At 66.1% G+C, this 20,790-nt stretch carries 18 protein-coding genes; 13 read left to right on the forward strand and 5 right to left on the reverse strand.

The genetic code is table 11. From position 1 onward, the window contains the following. The first annotated feature begins 37 nt into the window (after positions 1-37). Both NHH88_09495 and NHH88_09500 read left to right on the forward strand, forming a co-directional pair. Positions 38-1,195, forward strand: coding sequence for a porin (locus NHH88_09495; GenBank protein ID USX15995.1), 1,158 nt, complete (start codon positions 38-40; stop codon positions 1,193-1,195). Positions 1,196-1,328: 133 nt separating this feature from the next. Then, positions 1,329-1,943, forward strand: coding sequence for a glutathione S-transferase (locus tag NHH88_09500; GenBank protein USX15996.1), 615 nt, complete (start codon positions 1,329-1,331; stop codon positions 1,941-1,943). 12 nt (positions 1,944-1,955) lie between these two features. Here the strand turns inward: NHH88_09500 and NHH88_09505 are convergent, their stop codons facing one another. After that, positions 1,956-2,621 carry a TetR/AcrR family transcriptional regulator gene (locus tag NHH88_09505; protein USX15997.1) on the reverse strand — a complete coding sequence of 222 codons (666 nt, stop codon included), beginning with the start codon at positions 2,619-2,621 and terminating at the stop codon, positions 1,956-1,958. A gap of 126 nt (positions 2,622-2,747) precedes the next feature. Here NHH88_09505 and NHH88_09510 point away from each other — a divergent pair, with 126 nt between their 5' ends. Continuing rightward, positions 2,748-3,710, forward strand: coding sequence for an SDR family oxidoreductase (locus NHH88_09510; GenBank protein ID USX15998.1), 963 nt, complete (start codon positions 2,748-2,750; stop codon positions 3,708-3,710). Here the strand turns inward: NHH88_09510 and NHH88_09515 are convergent. From NHH88_09515 to NHH88_09525, 3 genes are all read right to left on the reverse strand, one after another. Next, the gene (locus NHH88_09515; GenBank protein ID USX15999.1) at positions 3,700-5,091 is read right to left on the reverse strand and encodes an ATP-binding protein; all 1,392 of its coding nucleotides are present in this window, start codon (positions 5,089-5,091) and stop codon (positions 3,700-3,702) included. The two genes, NHH88_09510 and NHH88_09515, sit on opposite strands and share 11 nt — an antisense overlap. Next, positions 5,088-5,753: a response regulator transcription factor gene (locus NHH88_09520; GenBank protein ID USX16000.1), complete on the reverse strand. Its 666-nt coding sequence runs from the start codon at positions 5,751-5,753 to the stop codon at positions 5,088-5,090. The genes NHH88_09515 and NHH88_09520 overlap by 4 nt, the downstream gene beginning before the upstream one ends. Positions 5,754-5,819: 66 nt before the next feature. Continuing rightward, positions 5,820-6,737, reverse strand: coding sequence for a LysR substrate-binding domain-containing protein (locus tag NHH88_09525; protein ID USX16001.1), 918 nt, complete (start codon positions 6,735-6,737; stop codon positions 5,820-5,822). A 116-nt stretch (positions 6,738-6,853) separates the two neighbouring features. Between NHH88_09525 and NHH88_09530 the strand changes: the two genes are divergently transcribed. From NHH88_09530 to NHH88_09565, 8 genes are all read left to right on the forward strand, one after another. Continuing rightward, positions 6,854-7,720 (forward strand): oxidoreductase, encoded by an 867-nt coding sequence (locus NHH88_09530; GenBank protein ID USX16002.1) that lies wholly within the window; start codon positions 6,854-6,856, stop codon positions 7,718-7,720. A gap of 117 nt (positions 7,721-7,837) precedes the next feature. Beyond that, positions 7,838-9,490 (forward strand): sensor domain-containing diguanylate cyclase, encoded by a 1,653-nt coding sequence (locus NHH88_09535; GenBank protein USX16003.1) that lies wholly within the window; start codon positions 7,838-7,840, stop codon positions 9,488-9,490. Between the two features lie 225 nt (positions 9,491-9,715). Then, positions 9,716-10,186, forward strand: a complete 471-nt coding sequence (locus NHH88_09540; protein USX16004.1) for a rhodanese-like domain-containing protein — start codon at positions 9,716-9,718, stop codon at positions 10,184-10,186. Positions 10,187-10,206: 20 nt separating this feature from the next. After that, positions 10,207-11,154, forward strand: coding sequence for a serine acetyltransferase (locus NHH88_09545; GenBank protein ID USX16005.1), 948 nt, complete (start codon positions 10,207-10,209; stop codon positions 11,152-11,154). 16 nt (positions 11,155-11,170) lie between these two features. Then, entirely contained in the window at positions 11,171-11,431 is a 261-nt protein-coding gene (locus tag NHH88_09550) for a helix-turn-helix transcriptional regulator (protein USX16006.1), read from the forward strand. Between the two features lie 211 nt (positions 11,432-11,642). Further along, entirely contained in the window at positions 11,643-12,575 is a 933-nt protein-coding gene (locus tag NHH88_09555) for a hypothetical protein (protein USX16007.1), read from the forward strand. A 36-nt stretch (positions 12,576-12,611) separates the two neighbouring features. Next, positions 12,612-14,603 carry a SufS family cysteine desulfurase gene (locus NHH88_09560; GenBank protein USX17305.1) on the forward strand — a complete coding sequence of 664 codons (1,992 nt, stop codon included), beginning with the start codon at positions 12,612-12,614 and terminating at the stop codon, positions 14,601-14,603. Positions 14,604-14,827: 224 nt separating this feature from the next. Next, entirely contained in the window at positions 14,828-17,761 is a 2,934-nt protein-coding gene (locus tag NHH88_09565; GenBank protein USX16008.1) for an EAL domain-containing protein, read from the forward strand. 7 nt (positions 17,762-17,768) lie between these two features. On the opposite strand, the gene NHH88_09570 is transcribed toward NHH88_09565, so the two are convergent. Next, the gene (locus tag NHH88_09570) at positions 17,769-18,524 is read right to left on the reverse strand and encodes an SDR family oxidoreductase (protein ID USX16009.1); all 756 of its coding nucleotides are present in this window, start codon (positions 18,522-18,524) and stop codon (positions 17,769-17,771) included. 136 nt (positions 18,525-18,660) lie between these two features. Between NHH88_09570 and NHH88_09575 the strand changes: the two genes are divergently transcribed. Together NHH88_09575 and NHH88_09580 are read left to right on the forward strand one after the other, a co-directional pair. Continuing rightward, a complete protein-coding gene (locus tag NHH88_09575; protein ID USX16010.1) occupies positions 18,661-19,566 on the forward strand; it encodes a LysR family transcriptional regulator in 906 nt (301 codons plus the stop codon). 145 nt (positions 19,567-19,711) lie between these two features. Beyond that, positions 19,712-20,680: an alpha/beta hydrolase gene (locus NHH88_09580; protein USX16011.1), complete on the forward strand. Its 969-nt coding sequence runs from the start codon at positions 19,712-19,714 to the stop codon at positions 20,678-20,680. Positions 20,681-20,790 lie beyond the last annotated feature (110 nt).

Genomic DNA, 20,790 nt, shown 5'->3' on the forward strand with positions numbered 1-20,790 from the left:
GCCTCGTTGCCCAGGGCCACAACGAAAGCACACAACCATGAACACCACTAAAAACACCCTCGTATTGCTGCTGGCTGGCCTGGCTGCCAACAGCGCTTCCGCATTCGACGAAATCAAACTCGGCCAGGCTGGACTGACGCTATATGGCCGCGCCTCGGCGGGCCTGGACTACACGACAAATGTGTACAGCGCGGGCAATCAAGGCGACCGGTGGCAGACCGCCTCCAATCAGTGGGGCGTATCCTATTGGGGGATGAAGGCCCGCTTCCCCGTCGATGAGGATGTGACCGCCGTGTTAAACCTGGAGAGCGGTTTCGGCACCGATACCGGCGCGTTGACGGAAGACGGTAAACTGTTCGACCGTGAAGCCAACGTAGGCCTGCGCCATGCCCGTTTCGGCGCCGTCTCGATGGGCACACATCTGTGGATTGCGCAGGATATTCTGGACGTCGACCCGATGCGCTTCCAGTCCTACGGCATCAACACCTTGGTCAACGGCGCCAACGACGGCGCGGCTTCGCGCTCGGTGCTGCTGCGCTCGCCGGATTGGAATGGCTTCAGCATCGCTTACATGCATGCCTTTGGCGCGGCAGCCGGCGAGTTCAAGCGCTCCTCCAGCGATGGGGTCTCGGTGGCGTTTCGCAGCGCCGATCTCACGGTGCGCGCGATCTACGGCCAGCGTGCCGACCAGTTCGGTCGCCACTCCGGTGGCGCATCGTACGGTTTGGGAAGCCGCGACGAATGGACTTACGTAAAGAATCTGACGGTTGGCGGCGCCTACAAGTTCGGCGGCACGACCCTGTTCGCTGGTTTTGAGCAGGTGAAAGCCCCGGAGACCGGTTACGGTATCCGCGCCACCTTCGACGAGAAGGCGCGCATGGCGTGGGTAGGCGTCAATCACAAAATAACGCAGAAGACTACTTTGCTCGGCGCAGCCTATCATCTCAAGCAAAGCTTCAGCGGCAAGCAGTCGACTTTGGGCACGTTGGGCATAGCGTACGACTGGAACCAGTACCTGGGCTTGTACGCGACGGCGGGCTACATCGGCAACAACACCATTTCCCCGTCGATGGTGCAGAACACCGGTGGCAACAGCCACGCGCTGTCCTATCGTGACGCCGCCTGCAACGCGGCGTTGGAGTGCAACGGTACCAATCAAATCGGTACTTATGCCGGGATCGTCGTGAAGTTCTAACCGTCGAGAGCGACAACGGTGTTGACCAGGGCGGGCGATCATTCGCCCGCTTTTTTTTGGGGGAGGGGATACCGAACACCCCATGTGCTATAAATCGGATGGTTCGACACACACAACGCTGAAAAGGAAACACATGACTATCCGGGTCCACCATTTAAACAAAAGCCGCTCGCAGCGGATCGTCTGGTTGCTCGAGGAACTGGGCTTGGCGTATGAAATCGTCCGTTATCAGCGCGATGCGAAAACCAATTTCGCGCCGCCGGAGCTGAAGAAAATTCATCCGCTGGGCAAGTCGCCACTGCTGGAAGACGACGGTGAACTGATTGAAGAGTCGGGCGCGATCGTCCAGTACCTGTGCGACCGCTACGGGGACGGGCGCCTGCAACCGGAGCCGGGATCGAAGGCGGCGTTGAAGCACTTGCAGCTGATGCACTTTGCCGAAGGCTCGGCGATGCTGCCGCTGCTGTTGCGCATTTATGTCTCGCGCCTGGGCGAGGGCGGGGTGCCGCTGCACGGGCGCATCGACGGCGAGCTAGTCAGCTATTTCGATTATCTGGAAAGCATCTTGCAGCCGTCCGGCTTCTTCATCGGCGATGGCTTGACCGCCGCGGATATCATGCTGAGCTTCCCCGTCATCCTCGCCACCATGCAGCCGGAGGGACAGCGGTGGCCCAAGCTGAAGGCGTTTGTCGACACCATCAAGGCGCGCCCGGCATGGCAGCGCGCCATGGCTGCCACCGAGGGCTAGCCGCGGCATTTTTTATCGGCCTGGCGACGCCAGGCCGCGCAGTATCAGCAACAACGCCCGCGCCAGATCCGTCTCGAAGTGATACCGCAACGGTTGCAGCTCCGGCGCAGACAGCACCTCCGCCAGCGCATCGCAAGGATGGCTGAGGGGCCACAGCCCTATCATCAGCGGCAGGCCCTGGCGCACGAACTCGACGTAACCCTCGAACGGGATCGACGGCTGGCATCCGTGCAACTGCCGCGCCACCTCCACGGCCAACGCCAGTGTCCCCATCTTGAAGGTCGCCAGCCGTTCCCCGGAAACGTTATGTTCCAGGATGGTCGGCAAGATGCTCAGCAGGCTGCACATGAGCGGAAAGGCCGCGCTCGATCCGGCGAACGCCTGCGCTATTTGTTCGAGCGTGGCCTGCGGTGTGGCGGCGAGCCGTTTTTCCAGTTCGTGCCGCCACAGTTCCGACTCCTCCTCCAGCAAGGCCAGCAGCAGCTCCTCGCGATTCTCAAAGTATCGGTACACATTCGACTTGGTCATCTGGGCTTGCCGGGCTAGCTCGTTCAGGCCCAGGTCGCGAACCTCCATGCCTCCGTGCAGCGCCGCCTTCGCCGTTGCCAGCAGATGCTGGCGGCGCTCTTCCTTTTGTTCCGGGCGGCGGGCGCGTTGAAACTGTTCTGATGTTGTCATAAATGTAATTCACCGAAAAAGATGGGCGCGACTTTGCTCGCGACAGTGCTTGACAAGAGACCAGTGGTTCTTTATATTCGAGACCACTGGTTCTTTATCCATTATATCTCACGTCGGAGTACGTAAATGCCTAGCCCACTCATGGTTCGTCCTGAACTTCTCAGCCTCGATTTAACCGGCAAGACCTATGTCATCACGGGCGCCAATTCCGGCATCGGCCTGGTCACTGCGCAACAACTCGCCAGGCAGGGCGCCACCGTCGTCATGGGTGTGCGGCGGGTGAAGGAAGGCGAGCGTGTGGCCGCCGAGATCAGGCGTGAGGCGCCGACGGCCAGCTTGGCCGTGTACCAGTTGGAGTTGGGCGAGTTGGCATCGGTGCGCGCGTTCGCTGCCGAGGTCAACCGTCATCATCCGAAGCTGCAAGGCTTGGTCAACAACGCCGGCGTCATGCGGACTCCGTTCGGCCATACCAAGGACGGCTTTGAAACCCAGTTCGGGGTCAACCATCTCGGACACTTCCTGCTGACCAATTTGCTGACCGACGCCTTGAAGGCCGGTGCGCCATCGCGGGTGGTCAACCTGTCGAGCTACTACCACGAGTTCGCGATGGGCCGAAAGGGCGAGATCCACTTCGACGACCTGAACTATCATCGCGGCCCGTTCGACACCTGGGAAGCGTACGCGCAATCGAAGCTGGCCAATCTGCTGCACGCCCGCGAGCTCGGCCGTCGTTTGGCGGGCACCGGCGTGACCACCGCCAGCGTCAATCCCGGACTGGTGCGCACCAACCTGTTGACCATCCCTTTGCCGATGTGGCTGCAACGCTTGGTGGTGCTGCCGTTCTTGCGTCTGGCCGGCATGATCGAGCCGTGGGAGGGCGCGCAAACGAGCTTGCACGCGTTGTTGGCGCCGGAGGTGGCCGAGCGGTCGGGCGCCTACTACAGCCAGGTCGCAGGCTACAAGGATAAAGCCGCGCGCAAAGGAGGCTGGCCGCTGAGCTCGCCAAATCCGGTGGCGCACGACGACGCGGTCGCCGCGCGCTTGTGGCGCGCCAGCGAAGCGTTGGTGCAGACGCACGTCAACGGATAGCAGGCATATTGGATGTCGCGGGAAATACCACGCGCACCGCAAGGCCGCCGCCATCGAGACCGGCGTCCGTTTCAATGACGGCGCCATGCAGCTCGGCGATGCCGGCCACCAACGACAGTCCGATGCCGCTGCCGCGCATCGGATTGCCCGCGACGCGGTGGAAGCGCACGAAGATGGCCGCGCGTTCCGACTCCGGCACGCCGGGGCCGTCGTCGGCCACTTCAAGGTAGGCCTGCCGCGCGGCGCCGGGAACGTCCGCCGCCCGGTAGCCGCAGCTGACCAGCACCCGGCCGTCGGCGCCGGTGTAGCGCAGGGCGTTGTCGATCAAATTGCGCAGCAGGATGCCGATTTCATCGATGTCGCAGCGGATCTGGCAGGCATGGACGTTCAGGTAGATCGCGCGCCGGTTCTGCGCCGCGAAGACCTCGAATTCGCGCACGACGTGCTGCGCCAGCGCGCTCAGGTCGGTCTCCACCTGCTTGAGCGATTTCGCGCCGGCGTTCAGCCGCGCCAGATCGAGCAATTGCTCGGACAGGCGGGTGCTGCGCCTGGCCATCAGCAGCAGCTTCTCCAGCTCCGCCCGCATGGCACCGGTGTCGCCTGCGCGCAGCGCGATCTCGACCTGCGCCTGCAGCGCCGACAGCGGCGTGCGCAGTTCGTGCGCGGCATCGCCGATGAAGCGGCGCTCGCCCTCGATGGCTTCGTCGAGCTGCTTCAGCACATGGTTGAACGAGGTGACGAGCGGATGCAGCTCGCCGGGCAGGCGCTCCAGCGGCAGCGGCGTGAGATCGAAGTTGCGCCGCTGGCGCATGGCCGCGCCCAACGCCATGACCGGCTTGAGCGAGCTGCGCACGACGAACCACATGATGACGCCCGCGAGCAATAACAGCACCGTCGCCAGCAGCAACGATTGCGACGCCTCGTGGCGCAGGTCGGCGTCCACCACGCTTTGCAGGTTGCCCACCTGGACGGTGACCCGGCCGGTGCTGTCGGAAACGCTGTAGACGCGCCACTTGCGTCCCTCGACCATCGTCGACGCCGGGCCGTCGGCAAAGCTGGGTTGCAGCGGCTGGATAGGCGCGCCCGGCGTGCTGCGCGCGAGCCGGCTGCGATCGAGCCAGATCTGAAACCTGAGTCCGTCGAGGTCGCGCCGCGCCGGCGCCGGCAGTTCCAGGCCCGGCCCGCCCTTGCGCTCGAAGCGGCTGGCGGCGGGTATCGTGATGACCAGCTGGGTGGCGATCGCCCCCAGTTTTTCGTCCCAGGTGCTGGTGCGGTTGAGCGTTAGATGGGTCATGACGACGGCCACGACCGCGATCCAGCACAGCAGGGTGACGCCGAGTATGACGAGCAGCAATTGCGCGTTGATCGAGCGTGGCCTCATGCCGTGGGCTGTCCGATGACGTAGCCGAGGCCGTGCACCGTGCGGATCAGATCGTCGCCGAGCTTGCGGCGCAACTGGTGGATGAACACGGCGATGGTGTTGCTCTCGACGGTGCTGGCGGTGCCATAGACCACGTCGTGCAAATGGTCGCGCGTGATCACGTGGCCGGGACGCTCCATCAGCGCGAGCAGGGTACGGTACTCGTTTGCGCTGAGCACGACTTCCGCTTCCCCTTTGTGGACCACCCGGCGGCTGCGATCGACGCGCACGTCGCCGTAGGTGACCACCGGCACCACGCTGCCCTGGCTGCGGCGGATCACCGAACGCACGCGCGCCCAGAGCTCGTCGAACTGGAACGGCTTGACCAGATAGTCGTCGGCGCCGGCGTCCAGGCCGGCGATGCGCTCGCTCAGTTGGCCGCGCGCTGTCAGGATCAACACCGGGGTGGCGTCGTAGCGGTCGCGCATGGCGCGCAGCACCGTCAGGCCGGACTCGCCCGACAGGCCGATGTCGAGCAGCACCACCGAGTAGGTGTGGTCGACCAGCGCTGCGCGCGCCGCCGACGCGTCGGACACGTGGTCGACGCTCCAAGCGCTCAGCCGAGCGCCGGCGCAGATAGTCTCGCCCAGCATCGGGTCGTCTTCCACAAGAAGGAGTCGCATTCGTGTCGTTTCAGTTGGCAGAGTCGGGCTTGCCTGCGATTATGGCACGGACATTTTAGGTTCTTTTTAAGATTGGGCTGCCTCGGGCGACCGGATGAAATCGACGAACGCGCGCAGCGGCGCGGGCAGGTGGCGGCGGCCCGAGTAGTACAAAAACGGCCCAGGGAAATCCGCCCACCAGTCCTTCAGTATCGGCTGCAATTCGCCCGACGCCATGTACGGCTCCAGCCACTCCTCGAACAGATAGATCACGCCATGCCCGGCCACGGCCGCGCCCACCGCCAGATCGAACACGGTCGGCGTGACGACCAGCGGCCCGCTCGGCTCGACCGTCAAGGTCTGGCCGTCGCGCGCGAATTCCCATGGATAGATGGCCCCGCTGAGAAACTTGCCGCGCAGGCAGGCATGTTGAAGCAGGTCGCGCGGGTGTTCGGGCACGCCGCGCCGCGCCAGATAGTCGGGCGCGGCGGCCACCGCGAAGCGCTGGACGCGCGGGCCGATCGGGATGGCGATCATGTCCTGTTCCAGCCGTTCGCCGTAGCGGATGCCGGCGTCGCAGCCGCTGGCGACGACGTCGACGAAATTATTGTCGATCACCACATCCAAGACGATGTCCGGATAAGCGCGCATGAAGCGGTTGACCAGCGGCTGCAGAAAGAAGCGCGCGGCGCTGACGGGCACGTTGAGCCGCAAGGTGCCGCGCGGGCTATCGCGCAGGTCGTTGAGCACATCGAGGGCGCCGGCCACCTGGCTCAACGCCGGTTGCAGGCGCGCCAGCAGCAAGGCCCCGGCCTCGGTCGGGGTGACGCTGCGGGTGGTGCGCAGCAGCAGTCGGATGCCCAGTTGGTTCTCCAGCCGCCGCAGCGCCTCGCTCAACGCCGACGCCGATTGTCCGCCGGCGCGCGCCGCCTGCCGGAAGCCGCCATGCTGGGCCACCAGCGCGAAAGTGGCCAGGTCGGCCATGGAGGGGTTTTCTGTGGTCATGATCTCGATTGTGCGGAATTTCGTACAGCCCGTGCGGCATTGCCCCCATTATCACACGCTCGTCCGGTCGCTACCATGTGTCCATGCTTTTCCACACCACACACCAGGAGATCGACATGACTGCATATTCCCCTTCGAATGACCAATTCACACCCGCCGGCAGCGGCATCCGTTTCAACCGCGTCGGCTACGGCGCGATGCAGCTGGCCGGCCCGCATGTCTGGGGGGCGCCGAAAGACCGCGCCGCCGCCGTGGCCGTGCTGCGCGAGGCGATCGAGCTGGGCATCAACCACATCGACACGTCGGATTTTTACGGTCCGCACGTTACCAACCAGATCATCCGCGAGGCCCTGCGCCCATACCGCGACGGCCTGACCATCGTCACCAAGATCGGTTTTGTGCGCGGCGCCGACCAGTCGTGGCTGCCGGCCGCGTCGCCGCAACAACTGCTGGACGCGGTGCATGGCAACCTGCGCAACCTGCAACTGGAGGCGCTCGACGTGGTCAACTACCGCGCGCCCGGTGTGCAAGGCCCGGACGGCTCGTCGATCGGCGAGGCCATCGCGGCGATGGTGCGCCTGAAGGATGAGGGTTTGATCCGCCATATCGGCGTGAGCAACGTCACGGCGGAGCAGGTGGCCGAGGCGCGCTCGATCACGGACATCGTCTGCGTGCAGAACCAGTACAACCTGGCCCATCGCGGCGACGACGCGTTGATCGATACGCTGGCGGCCGAAGGCATCGCCTACGTGCCGTTTTTCCCGCTGGGCGGCTTCTCGCCGTTGCAGTCCGACGCGCTGACCAGGGCGGCGGCCGCGCTGGGCGCGCAACCGATGCAGGTGGCGCTGGCCTGGCTGTTGCAGCGCTCGCCGAACATCCTGGTCATTCCCGGCACCTCCTCGGTGGCCCACCTGCGCGACAACGTCGCCGCCGGCGCCTTGCGCCTCGACGCCCATACGCTGGCGACGCTCAACGCCATGTGACGCCGGCTGTGGGGAATAAGACACAAAAATTACTTTATGGAAAGTAATCCTGTTATGATCCTATGACGAGGCGCCATCCCCGCCGTGCTTTACCGTTAAAAATAGCCCAAGGGAAGTATGCCGCAGTCCACCATCAACGAGTCCGACACCATCGCACCGCCGTCCGCCGGCGCCGGTGGCGGGGCGGGCGCGTCGAAACTGGTGCAACTGGAGGGGAAGAAACGGCCCGTCGGCCGCGCCGCGTCCTTCTTCCTGATCTTCGTCATCTGCGCCATCTGCGGCCTGCAGTTCGCCTACCGCAGCAACGCCCGCCAGACCCAGCTCGACGAAAGCCGGCGCGCCACCGTCAACATCGCCCGCGCGACCGCCGAGCACGCGGAGCGCACGATGGACATCGTCGCCTCGGTGCTGTTCGGCGTCGTCGAGCGCGCCGAGGTGGACGGCACCGGACCGTCCAATTTTCCGCGCCTGCACGCGCTGCTGAAGGCGCGGGTCGCGCATACCCAAGGCTTGCTGGGCATCTTCGTCTATGACGAAAAAGGCCGGTGGGTCATCACCTCGCTCGACCAGGTCGAGCCGAACGCCAACAACGCCGACCGTCCGTATTTCAAGTATCACCAGACGCATGCCGATCGCGGCGTGCACATCGGCGCGCCGGTGCGCAGCCGGTCGTCCGGCCTGTGGATACTGCCCGTGTCGCGGCGCATCAACCACCCCGACGGTTCGTTCGCCGGCGTCGTGCTGGCCACCATCCGCACCGACTACTTCCAGCAGTACTACAACGGCTTCGACATCGGCAAGGCCGGCGGCATCTTTGTCGCCCTCGACGACGGCACCTTGATCGCGCGCCGGCCGATGCTCACCAACGTCATCGGCAGCAGCCTCAAAGGCGGGGCCGTGTTCACGCTGATCGACCAGGGGAGCGACAGCGGCACGGCCATGCGGGTGGCGCTGGTCGACAAGGTCGAGCGGCTGTACAGCTACCGGCGCGTGCGCGGCTACCCGCTGGTGATCGCGGCGTCGCTGGCGAAGGAAGAAATCTTCGCCCAATGGTGGATCGACACCTGGCGCCAGTGCGGCGCGCTGGCCTTGTTGCTGGCCACCCTGGGTTGGCTGGGCGCGCGCCTGTTCCGCCAGATCAGCCTGCGCGACCGTCTGGAGGTCGAACTGCGCAACTCGCGGGTGGCGCTGGAGGACAGCGTCGGCAAGCTGGAGCTGATCGCCACCACCGACGCGCTGACGGGCCTGAAGAATCGCCGCTACCTCAACGAGCGGCTCGAAAGCGAGCTCGCGCGCGCCGCGCGCGACGGCTTGCCGGTGGCGCTGATCATGCTCGACGTCGACTTTTTCAAACGCTACAACGACACCTACGGCCACCTGGCCGGCGACTCTTGCCTCAAGCTGGTCAGCGATGTCGTGGGGCGTGCCGCGCAGCGCGGCGCCGACCTCGCCGCGCGCTTCGGCGGCGAAGAGTTCGTGGTCTTTCTGGCCAACACGGAACTGGACGGCGCCCGCGCCGTCGCCGAGGGCATCTGCGCTGCCGTGCGCGCGCTCAACGAGCCGCATCGCGGCAGCGATTTCGGCATTGTCACCATCAGCGCCGGGGCGGTCGCCAGCGTACCCGTTCCGGGCGGCGGCAGCGGCCCGCTGATCGAAGCGGCCGACGCCGCGCTGTACGACGCCAAGCACCAGGGCCGCAATCGGGTGTCTCCGGCGTCGAAGCCCGCGAACCTTCAGTCCCAGCCGCAGCCGGCCTGCGCCGAAGCCTGACGCCGCCACTCCCCGACTCCGTTCTTTTCGATTCCCCGACACCAGGGCCGGCACCGGCCGCGCCGTCCTCATCCGACGGTATCCCGTCGCATATACGGTTTCCGTCTTTGCGAAGTTGATTTTATTCGTTTTGTTTCACTTCGCCGAAACGTATATTTCATCTCGCAAGCCGTCTATCGCCATCAAACGGCCCGCCCACCATTCAAGCCATCATAAGGTCTCTTTATGTCAGTTGACGTCCTCTCGCCGGCACTGCCTCCAGTGCTGGCATCGATCAAGGCCGACGCCGCCGCGTCCCAATCGCCCTATGCCGGCGGCGTGAATCCAGCCGTCGCCTGGGAACTGTTTTCCGCCGGCGATGTCTTGCTGGTCGATGTGCGCACCGCCGAGGAGCGCAAATTCGTCGGCCACGTGCCCGACAGCCTGCACGTGCCCTGGGCCACCGGCACCGCGCTCACGCGCAACCCGCGCTTCGTGCGCGAGCTGGAAAGCAAGATCGGCGGTAAGGACAGCGTGGTCCTGCTGCTGTGCCGCAGCGGCAAACGCTCCGCGCTGGCGGCCGAGGCCGCCGCGAAGGCCGGACTCACCAACGTTTTCAATGTGCTCGAAGGATTCGAGGGCGAGATCGACGAGCGCCAGCAGCGCGGCAAGGCCGACGGCTGGCGCTTCCACGGCTTGCCGTGGGTGCAGGATTAACTTACTTCATCGAGGACAGCGTGGCCACTTTCGACATCACCACCATCGTGCAATCGCTGCATGAGGCGCGCCACCGATGGCGCCAGGAACAAAGCCGCGCCAGCGAACCGGGCGGGCGTGAATTCCCCTCGCGTAACGCGCTGGCGGCTATCATCGACAGCCTCAAGGGCGTGCTGTTCCCGATGCGCCTGGGGCCGCCGGACCTGCGCCAGGAAAGCGAGGACTTCCATGTCGCCCACGCGCTCGACGGTGTGCTGCACGCGCTGCTCAAGCAGGTGCGGCGCGAGTTGAAATACAACGCCGGCCTGCGCGGCGAACCATTGCGCGTGGTCGACTCCAGCGTCGAGCACGACATCGACCACGAGGCGCTCAGCGCCGTGCGCAGCTTTGCCGCCGCGCTGCCGGCAATCCGTTCGCTGCTCGACAGCGACGTCATGGCCGCCTACCAGGGCGACCCGGCTGCGCGCAGCGTCGACGAGGTGCTGCTGTGCTATCCGGGGGTGCTGGCAATGATCCATTACCGCATCGCCCACCAGCTCTACACGCTCGGCCTGACCTTGCTGGCGCGCATCGTCTCCGAGCTGGCGCACGGCGCCACCGGCATCGACATCCATCCGGGCGCGCGCATCGGCGCCGGCTTCTTCATCGACCACGGCACCGGCGTGGTGATCGGCGAGACGGCCGTAATCGGCGCCCGGGTGCGGTTGTATCAGGCCGTCACGCTCGGCGCCAAGCGCTTCCCGACGGACGCCGACGGCAACCTGCAAAAGGGCTTGCCGCGCCATCCGGTGGTCGAGGACGACGTCGTCATCTACGCCGGCGCCACGGTGCTCGGGCTGATCACGATCGGCAAGGGCGCCATCATCGGCGGCAACGTCTGGCTGACGCACGACGTGCCGCCGGGTGGGCGCATCGCCCAGGCCGAGTCGAGGGTGGGCGCCTTCGCCAACGGCATCGCGGCGGCATGAGCGGCGCGGCGGCCCCATGAACAGCCTTGTGCGCAGCTTCGGCATCGGCGTGCGGCAACTGCGCGAGGCGCAGGGGTGGTCGCAGGAACAGCTGGCCGAAAACTCCAACCTGAACCGCTCCTACGTCGGCGAGATCGAGCGGGGCAGGGTGATCGCCTCCTTGCTGACGGTGGAGAAGCTGGCGCTGGCGCTCAAGCTGACGCCATCCGCTTTGCTGACGCGCGGCGAGAGCGTCGGCCATACCTTGGCGCGGCATTCCGAGCCGCCCGGCGGTTGATCGCAAGCAGCAACGCCGGGGTCAGGTCCGACATTCGGACACGAACCCGGCAGCCCAGCTGTTTAGCCCGTGTCCGAATGTCGGACCTGACCCCCGGTGGTGGGATTGGTGGCGATAGCATGTTGAGCTGACTCATCAGTAACGCCATACTGGCCCGGTTATTTTCTGCATAACCTTATTTGATTTTTCACCTTACTGAAATGGAGTCACGATGTCGGCAACTGTAGGCGGTACCACGGCGCTGGGCGATAACGCAGCACGGCAATTAGCGAACGCGACCAAGACCGTTCCCCAGCTCGAGACCATCAGCCCGCGCTGGCTGACGCACCTGCTGCAATGGGTGCCGGTCGAGGCGGGCATCTACCGGCTCAACAAGGTCAAGAACCCGGAGGCGATCAAGGTCACCTGCACCGCGCGCGAGCAAGAGAACCAGTTGCCGCGCACCTATGTCGACTACGAGGAGAATCCGCGCGAGTATTTCCTCAACGCCGTCTCGACCGTGCTCGACGTGCACACCCGCGTCTCCGACCTCTACAGCAGCCCGCACGACCAGATCAAGGAGCAACTGCGCCTGACGATCGAGACCATCAAGGAAAACCAGGAAAGCGAGCTGATCAACAATCCGGACTACGGCCTGCTGGCCCAGGTGACCGACGAGCAGCGCATCTTCCCGCTGACGGGCGCGCCGACGCCGGACGACCTCGACGAGCTGCTGACCAAGGTCTGGAAGGAGCCGGCCTTCTTCCTCACCCATCCGCTGGCGATCGCCGCCTTCGGCCGCGAGGCGACCCGCCGCGGCACGCCGCCGCCGACCATCAGCCTGTTCGGTTCGCAGTTCATCACGTGGCGCGGCATTCCGCTGATTCCATCGGACAAGGTGCCTGTGGCCGATGGCAAGAGCAAGATCCTGCTGCTGCGCGTGGGCGACAAGCGCCAGGGCGTGGTCGGCCTGTTCCAGCCGGGCCTGCCGGGCGAGCAAAGCCCGGGCCTGTCGGTGCGCTTCATGGGCATCAACAACCATGCGATCTCGTCGTACCTGATCTCGCTGTACTGCTCGCTTGCGGTGCTGACCTCCGACGCGCTGGCCGTGCTCGACGACGTCGAGATCAACAAGTACCACGACTATCCGGACACCTACAAGTAAGCGCGCGACGTGAGCCTCCTTTCGCCCCCCATCTCCCTGCCGGCGGACCGCGCCGCCGGCGTTCCCGAACCGTCCGGCGCGCCGTTCGATCCGGCCGCGCTGGCGCGCCTGGCCAACGAGTTCTTTTCGGCGCCGCCGTTCGCCCGGCAATTGAGCGTGCCCGGCGTGCAGGCGCCGGCCAATATCGCGCCACCCGGTTCGCCATTGGTCAGCCCGGCCGGCTTCGGTCCCAGCGTGCCCGGCACGCCGATCCCGCAGGGACAGATTCCCGGCACCAACCTGATTCCGGCGTCGCCGACCCAGGTGCTGTCGCTGGGTAATCGCGCGCCGGCGTTGTTGCCGGCCGCGCAGGCCGGCAACGGCGTGCCCGACAAGGCCTTCGGCGCGATCCCGGCGTACGAGCCGCGCAACGGCGGCGCCGTGCTCGGCGTGCCGGAAGCGGCCGGCAACGCCGGCACGCCGGCCGAAGCGTCGTCGTATTATTTTCTGAGCGAGCGCTACGGCCAGCCGGGCGCCACCGCGCAGGCGCAGCAGGGCGCCGCACCGTCGTCGCCTTTGCCACAGGGCGCGCCGCCGTCGCCGCAGGGCTATGCGCCGTCGTTCCCGTCGCCCCAACTGCCGGCGAGTCCTTCGTTGTCGCCGCCCGCCACCGGCTTGCCGGGCGCGTCCGCGCCGGCGGCGCCATCGCCATCGTCGGCGCCGCAGTATTACTTCGTCGACGCGGTGGTGCTGCCGAGCGGCTACGTCACCCCGGCCAAGCCGGCGCCGCACGGCATCGCGCCGCTGGCCGGCGGCGATCGCCATCCGCCGTTCGACGTGCACGCCGTGCGGCGCGATTTTCCGATCCTTCAGGAAAAGGTCAACGGCCGCCAACTGGTGTGGTTCGACAACGCCGCCACCACCCACAAGCCGCAGTCGGTGATCGACCGCATCGCGTATTTCTACGCGCACGAGAACTCGAACATCCACCGTGCCGCGCATGAGCTCGCCGCCCGCGCGACCGACGCCTACGAGGGCGCCCGCGAGCGGGTGCGGCGCTTCCTCAACGCGCCCGACGTCAACGAGGTCATCTTCGTGCGCGGCACCACCGAGGCCATCAACCTGGTGGCCAAAAGCTGGGGCGGGCAACACGTGGGCGAGGGCGACGAGATCATCGTCTCCAACCTCGAGCACCACGCCAACATCGTGCCTTGGCAGCAGCTGGCCGCCGCCAAGGGCGCGCGCCTGCGCGTGATCCCGGTCGACGACACAGGCCAGGTGTTGCTCGACGAGTACCGCAAACTGCTCAACGACCGCACCAAAATCGTCGCCGTCACGCAGGTGTCGAACGCGCTGGGCACGGTCACGCCGGTCAAGGAAATCGTCGAGCTCGCCAAGCGCGCCGGCGCCAGGACGCTGGTTGACGGCGCGCAATCGGTCTCGCACATGCGCATCGACGTGCAGGACATCGGCGCCGACTTCTTCGTCTTCTCGGGCCACAAGCTGTTCGGCCCGACCGGCATCGGCGCGCTGTGGGGCAAGCGCGAAGTGCTCGAGGACATGCCGCCATGGCAGGGCGGCGGCAACATGATCGCCGACGTGACGTTCGAGAAAACCGTGTTCCAGCCCATTCCCAACAAGTTCGAAGCCGGCACGGGCAACATCGCCGACGCCGTCGGGCTGGGCGCGGCGATCGATTATGTAACGCGCATCGGCATCGAAAACATCGCCCGCTACGAGCACGATCTGCTGGTGTACGGCATGCGGGAGCTGGGCGCGATCAAGGGCGTGCGCCTGATCGGCACGGCGGCCGACAAGGCCAGCGTGATGTCGTTCGTGCTGGCCGGCTACACGACGGAGGAGGTCGGCCACGCGCTCAACGACGAGGGCATCGCCGTGCGCACCGGGCACCACTGCGCGCAGCCGATCCTGCGCCGTTTCGGCGTGGAAACGACAGTGCGGCCGTCGTTGGCCTTCTACAACACGTTTGACGAAATCGACCGTTTGATCGCGGTGGTGCGGCGCCTGGCTTCGGCCCGTCACGCATGATCCGATCTAAAACACGTAGGGCGGATTAGCGAAGCGTAATCGGCCATGCGTGCGTCCCGTTGACGCATGCATGGCCGATTACGGCGTTCCGCCTAATCCGCCCTACGTGGTTTGCCTCAACGAAACAGCCAGCACGTTAGAAAACGCGACCAAACATCGCGGCGAAAATCCGGCAAAATACCCATACCATTTTGTCGAGCCGCGCCGATCCGGCCGGGCAGCCTATGCCGCAAACTCCCAAAGAATCGATACCGTTGCCGCACCAGGCGGCCGAGATGTTCTGCCTGATGGTGCAGGAGATCAAGGAATGCGCCATCTTCCTGATGGATACGCGCGGCATCATCACCAGCTGGAACCGCGCGGCCGAGGTCATGAAAGGCTACCGCGCCGACGAGGCGATCGGCCAGCACCTGTCGCTGCTGTACCGTGACGAGGACAAGGCGCGCGGCTGGGCCGACCACAATCTGGGCGAGGCGGCCAAGCACGGCTTCTACAGCGAGGAAACCTGGCGCAGGAAAAAGGACGGCAGCCTGTTCTGGGCGCACATCGCCTTGACCGGCCTGCGCGACGAGCACGACCAACTGGTCGGCTTCTCCAAGGTCACGATGGACCTGACCCGGCACAAGCTGCTGGAGCAGTGCCTCGACGAGAAAGAGGAGAACCGCCGCATCATGACGGCCGCCAACGCCGGCACCTGGAAATGGGACGCCGCCAGCCGCCGGCTGGAGTTGTCGCCCGCGCTCAAGCAATTGCTCGGCTACGACGCCGGCGGCCCCGAGCCCGACGCCAGCGACTGGCGCACCCTGGTCGACCCACAGGACGTGCCGGCCGTGTGCGGCAGGTTGCGCACCATGATGACGGCCATGCCGGCGCAGCCGCTGACCCTGGAGGTGCGGCTGTGCCGCCAGGACGGCCATTGCCGCTGGTTCTTCGTGCGCGCGGACTGGACCCGCGATAGCGGGGAGCAGGGCGAGCTGAGCGGTGTCTGCGTCGACATCCACGATATGCGCCTGCTGGCCGAGGAACGCGAACGCCTGCTCAACGAGCTGCAAGTGATGCGCTTGCGCTTTCGCGCCATCATCGACCAGATGCCGTCCGGCGTGTTCGTGGCGGACGTGCCGTCGGGCAAGCTGCTGTATCAAAACCTGAAGGCCGGGCGCATCTTCGGCGCCACGCTCGACGAGATCGCAAGCTATCACGACTACGTGCGCGTCGACGTCCGCGATCCCGATGGCCGGCCCCTGCTGGCGCACGAATTTCCGCTGGCCCAGGCCATCCTCACCGGACAGCCGGTGCCGGCGCGCGAGCTGGTGTTCCATCCGCCGGGCGCCGCGCCGCGCTATTTCCGCGTCGGCGCGACGCCGGTGCAGGCCGACGGCGACGAGCGCCGCATGGCCGTCGCCGTGGCCAACGACATCGACGACCTGAAGCGGGCGCAGGAATCGTTGCGGGCGGAAAAGGAGCGCGCCGAGGTGACCTTGCGGGCCATCAGCAACGGCGTCATCACCACCGGCCTGGACGGCCGGATCGACAGCATGAACACGGCCGCCGAACGGCTGACCGGCTGGAGCCAGCAGCAGGCTTGCGGCCTGTCGCTCGACCAGATACTGCAATTGGACCAGGAGCCGGCGGCCGATCCGGTCGATCCGGCCCAGCCCGGGGCGGGTACCACGCCGGCCATGGAGCCGGTGCTGCGCTGCATGCGCGAGAACCGGCCGGTGACGTCGGCCGCGCCGGCGGTGCTGCAGTCGCGCAACGGCAACCGGCATACGATCGAATACGCGGCCGCGCCGCTGCAATTGCCGGACAACCGCACCGGCGGCGCCGTGCTGGTGCTCAACGATGTCACCGAGTCGCGCGGGCTGCTCAAGAACCTGAGCTACCAGGCCAGCCACGACGTGCTGACCGGGCTGGTGAACCGGCGCGAGTTCGGCGTGCGCTTGCAGCGCGCGCTCGACCGCACCGCGAAGGCGGGCGTGAGCGACAGCGCGCTGCTGTACCTGGACCTGGACCAGTTCAAGATCGTCAACGACACCTGCGGCCACGCGGCCGGCGACGACCTGCTGCGCCAGCTGTCCGTGGCCTACGGTACCCATGTGCGCGAGCGCGACACCTTGGCGCGCATCGGCGGCGACGAGTTCGCGCTGATCGTCGAGCACTGCACGGTGGACGAGGCCAAGGTGGTGGCCAACAAGCTGCTCGAGACCACGCGCAACTTCCGCTACATTTGCAACAACCAGGTGTTCCGGCTGGGCGTGAGCATCGGCCTGACGCCGCTCGACGGCGGCACAACGACGATGGAGGAGGCGCTGCGCCAGGCCGACCACGCCTGCTACATCGCCAAGGAGAGCGGACGCAACCGGGTGTTCCTGCAACAGCGCGGCGGCGCCGAGATCGCGCAGCGGCGCAACGACATGTACTGGGTCAAGCGGCTCGGCGACGCCTTCCGCAACGACGATTTGCAACTGTACTACCAGCCGATCCGCGCGCTCGGCGGCGCCGGCAACGGCGGCCTGCACTACGAGATACTGCTGCGCATGAAGGACGGCAGCGCCGGGCCGGTCGGGCCGACCAGCTTCCTGCCCGCCGCCGAGCGCTACGACATCATGCAGGAGGTCGACCGCTGGGTGCTGGACCGCAGCCTCGCCTGGCTGGAGGGTCATCCCGGACACGTCGACCGGCTTGAACTGTGCACCATCAACCTGTCGCAGCGGGCGCTGGCCGATCCGGGTTTCCAGCAGTACGCGGCCGGACGCATCCAGGCGGTGGCGGTGCCGGCCGACAAGCTGTGCTTCGAGATCACCGAGACCGGCGCCTTTGCCAACCTGCAGAACACGCTGTCGTTCGTGCTGGCGCTGCAGCAGCTGGGCTGCCGCTTCGCGCTCGACGATTTCGGCACCGGCATGGCGTCGTTCGCCTACCTCAAGCAGTTGCCGGTCAACTACGTCAAGATCGACGGCTCGTTCATCCAGTTGATGACCAGCAGCACGGTGGACTTCGAGATGGTGCGCTTCACCAACGACATCAGCCACATCATGGGCCGGCGCACCATCGCCGAGTTCGTCAATGACCAGGACACGCTGGCCAAGCTGACCGAGATCGGCGTCGACTACGCCCAGGGTTTCATGCTGGGCGAGCCGCGGCCGCTGGAGGTGTGACGGGCCTCTAGATTTGCGCCAGGCCGCCATCGACGAACAGCTCGATGCCGTTGACGAAGCTGGCGTCGTCCGAGGCCAGGAAGACCGCCGCCTTGGCGATCTCGTCGGGCTCGCCGACGCGCCCCATCGGAATCTGCGTGGCGAAGTAGTCGAGCAGGCCTTGCTGTTGGGCGGCGTCCGGCCCGGCCAGTTCCACCAGCCCGGGCGTTTTGATCGGACCGGGGCTGATCGTGTTGACCCGGATGCCGCGTCCCTTCAAGTCGAGGATCCAGTTGCGGGCGAACGAGCGCACCGCCGCCTTCGACGCCGCGTAGACGCTGAACGCCTCGGTGCCGGTGCTGGCGGCGGTCGAGCCGGTCAGTATCACCGACGCGCCCTGGCCCAGCAGCGGCAGCGCCGCCTGCACCGTGAACAAGGTGCCTTTGACGTTGCGGTTGAAGGTGTCGTCGAAGTGTTCCTCGGTGATCTGGCCGAGCGGCAGCATCGAGCCGCCGCCGGCGTTGGCCACCAGCACGTCGAGCTTGCCCTGTTCGGCCTTGACGCGGTCGAACAGCGCCGTCAACTGCGCCGCGTCGGCCGAATCGACGCGCGCGCCGATCGCGGCCGCGCCGATCGCTTCGACCGCCGCGTCCAGTTCCGGCTGGCGGCGCCCTGTGATGTAGACGCGCGCGCCCTCGTTGGCGAAACGCTTGGCGACGGCCAGGCCGATGCCGCTGGTGCCGCCGGTAACCACTGCTACTTTTCCTTCGAGTTTCTGGGACATGATGTTTTCCTTTGCGTTGGGTTCGGTCCGAAAGACCATGGAAGCAGTGTGCGGCCGAAACATCCCCGCGATAAGACAGGCTGGACGCATATGATTTATGCTTTAATCGCATATAACGATGAGCTTGGATCTGGGAATGAATAAATTGCTATGGATGCGCTGTTTTGTGCGGGTGGTCGAGACCGGCAGCTTTTCCGCCGTCGCGCGCGAGCTCGACATCGGCCAGCCGAACGTCAGCCGCCATATCGCCGCGCTGGAGGCCGATCTGGGGGCATTGCTGCTGCACCGTTCGACGCGCCAGCTGGTGGTCACGCCGGAGGGGCAGCGCTATTACGCGCAGGCGCGCCAGGCGCTCGACCTGATTTCCCAGGCGGAGGCCGACGTGCTGGGACAGCATAATCCGCGTGGCTTGCTGCGCGTGTCTTGCGCGCCCGCGCTGGGCACGGAAATCATCACCGGCACCTTGCCCGCCTTCCTGGAACGCTACCCCGACATCGAACTCGATCTGCGCATGGACGACGCCTATGTCGATCTGGTGGCCGGGGGCGTCGACGTGGCCATCCGGGGCGGTGAACTCAAGGACAGCGCCCTGCGCGCCCGCCGCCTGGGCAATTCGGAGCGCTTGTGCGTCGCCAGCGCCGGCTACGTGGCGCGCCACGGTATGCCGGCAACCACGGCTGACCTGGCGCGGTACCAGTGCATTGTCTACACTTTGTTGGGGGGGAGCGGCGCGTGGCGGTTAAGCGACGGCGAGGTCCACGTGCGCGGGCGGCTGCGGGTCAACAGTCTGGAGTGTGTGCGCCGCGCGGCGCTCGACGGCCTCGGCATCGGCTACCTGCCGAGGTGGATGGTGGACCGCCACCTGCGCTCCGGGGCACTGGTCGACGTCTTGGCCGGGCACGCCCCGACGTTCTCGCCGGTCAACGCCGTCTACTCGGCGGCGCGCCTGCTGCCGCTGCGCGCCAGCGTTTTCATCGACCACATCGCCGGGGTGTTCGCGCTCACGCCAGGGTTCGTGGACGTGGCGCCGGCGTCGCTGTAAACTGGGAACTCCCCACTTCGCGCGGGTGTCTGATGATTGTGTCTCATGAATTTATATGGAGAATGCGATGCGAAATATGACGCTTGAAAGACGCCGTTTTCCCCGCACCGGCAGGCCGCGCTGGCGGGCGGCTGCGGTCGTAACTTTGGCAACCCTTGCCGCCTCCTGGCTGACCGTGCGCAACCGCACCGCCAAGGCCGAGCGCGACAATCCGCCGGCCGGCCGCTTTATCGAGGTCGAAGGCGTGCGCCTGCATTACATCGAACAAGGCGAAGGACCGGTGCTGCTGCTGTTGCACGGCACTGTCGTGACGGCCGACGATTTCCGCGCCAATGGGTTGATGGAGCAATTGTCACGTTCGTTCCGCGTCATCGCGATCGACCGCCCCGGCTTCGGCTACAGCGACCGGCCGCGCGGTACCAGTTGGACCCCGGAGGCGCAGGCGCGCCTGATGCACCTGGCCTTGCGCCACCTTGGCGCGGATGAATACCTGGTGCTGGCACACTCGTGGGGCACGCTGGTGGCGGTGCACATGGCGCTGCAGGCGCCGGACAAGGTCCGCGGGCTGTTGCTGCTGGCTGGCTATTACTATCCCAGCGCGCGGCTCGATGTGCCGGTCGCGGCGCTGCCGGCAATCCCGGTGATCGGCGACCTGATGCGCTTTACCGTGTCGCCGCTGTTGGGCAGGCTGGCTTGGCCGTTGGCCGCCAAGGGCATGTTCAGTCCGCACGAGGTCACCGAAACCTTCCGGCGCGAGGACCCGTGGATGCTGCTGCGTCCCGGCCAGGTGCGCGCCACCGCCGACGAGGCCGGATTGATGGTGGAGGCGGCCGCCGCGCTGGAGAAACGCTACGGCGAGCTGCAAATGCCGCTGCTGCTGATGGCGGGCAAGAACGACCGCGTGATCGATCCGGAGAGCCATACGGCGCGGCTGCACAAGGACGTGCCGCACAGCGAGCTGACCTTGCTTCCCGACTTCGGCCACATGGTGCAGCATCTGGCGCAGGACGAGATCGTCGCCGCCGTCAACGACCTGGCCGAGCGGGCCAGCATGTCGTCGCCGATGGGGTTGAATGGCGCCACCCGCCACCGGCAGGAGGCGGCGCCGATGTGAGGGCCGGACGGCGGCGGTGTGAGGGGGACGTGCGACGGGGGGCGAACTGTAATCAGTTTGTAATCCTGGCGTCATCTTCAAGTCATGGTGCGGTTTCTATACTGGGTTTT

The sequence above is a fragment of the Oxalobacteraceae bacterium OTU3CAMAD1 genome, assembly GCA_024123915.1.
In the GTDB taxonomy this organism is placed as follows: Bacteria; Pseudomonadota; Gammaproteobacteria; order Burkholderiales; family Burkholderiaceae_D; genus Rugamonas.

What these genes read in the sequence shown, in the direction of transcription:
- NHH88_09515 (USX15999.1), bottom strand. Translation starts at nt 5,091, where the DNA reads ATGAGGCCACGCTCGATCAACGCGCAATTGCTGCTCGTCATACTCGGC.
- NHH88_09500 (USX15996.1), top strand. Translation starts at nt 1,329, where the DNA reads ATGACTATCCGGGTCCACCATTTAAACAAAAGCCGCTCGCAGCGGATC.
- NHH88_09555 (USX16007.1), top strand. Translation starts at nt 11,643, where the DNA reads ATGTCGGCAACTGTAGGCGGTACCACGGCGCTGGGCGATAACGCAGCA.
- NHH88_09525 (USX16001.1), bottom strand. Translation starts at nt 6,737, where the DNA reads ATGACCACAGAAAACCCCTCCATGGCCGACCTGGCCACTTTCGCGCTG.
- NHH88_09570 (USX16009.1), bottom strand. Translation starts at nt 18,524, where the DNA reads ATGTCCCAGAAACTCGAAGGAAAAGTAGCAGTGGTTACCGGCGGCACC.
- NHH88_09540 (USX16004.1), top strand. Translation starts at nt 9,716, where the DNA reads ATGTCAGTTGACGTCCTCTCGCCGGCACTGCCTCCAGTGCTGGCATCG.
- NHH88_09505 (USX15997.1), bottom strand. Translation starts at nt 2,621, where the DNA reads ATGACAACATCAGAACAGTTTCAACGCGCCCGCCGCCCGGAACAAAAG.
- NHH88_09510 (USX15998.1), top strand. Translation starts at nt 2,748, where the DNA reads ATGCCTAGCCCACTCATGGTTCGTCCTGAACTTCTCAGCCTCGATTTA.
- NHH88_09535 (USX16003.1), top strand. Translation starts at nt 7,838, where the DNA reads ATGCCGCAGTCCACCATCAACGAGTCCGACACCATCGCACCGCCGTCC.
- NHH88_09530 (USX16002.1), top strand. Translation starts at nt 6,854, where the DNA reads ATGACTGCATATTCCCCTTCGAATGACCAATTCACACCCGCCGGCAGC.
- NHH88_09520 (USX16000.1), bottom strand. Translation starts at nt 5,753, where the DNA reads ATGCGACTCCTTCTTGTGGAAGACGACCCGATGCTGGGCGAGACTATC.
- NHH88_09550 (USX16006.1), top strand. Translation starts at nt 11,171, where the DNA reads ATGAACAGCCTTGTGCGCAGCTTCGGCATCGGCGTGCGGCAACTGCGC.
- NHH88_09495 (USX15995.1), top strand. Translation starts at nt 38, where the DNA reads ATGAACACCACTAAAAACACCCTCGTATTGCTGCTGGCTGGCCTGGCT.
- NHH88_09575 (USX16010.1), top strand. Translation starts at nt 18,661, where the DNA reads ATGAATAAATTGCTATGGATGCGCTGTTTTGTGCGGGTGGTCGAGACC.
- NHH88_09565 (USX16008.1), top strand. Translation starts at nt 14,828, where the DNA reads ATGCCGCAAACTCCCAAAGAATCGATACCGTTGCCGCACCAGGCGGCC.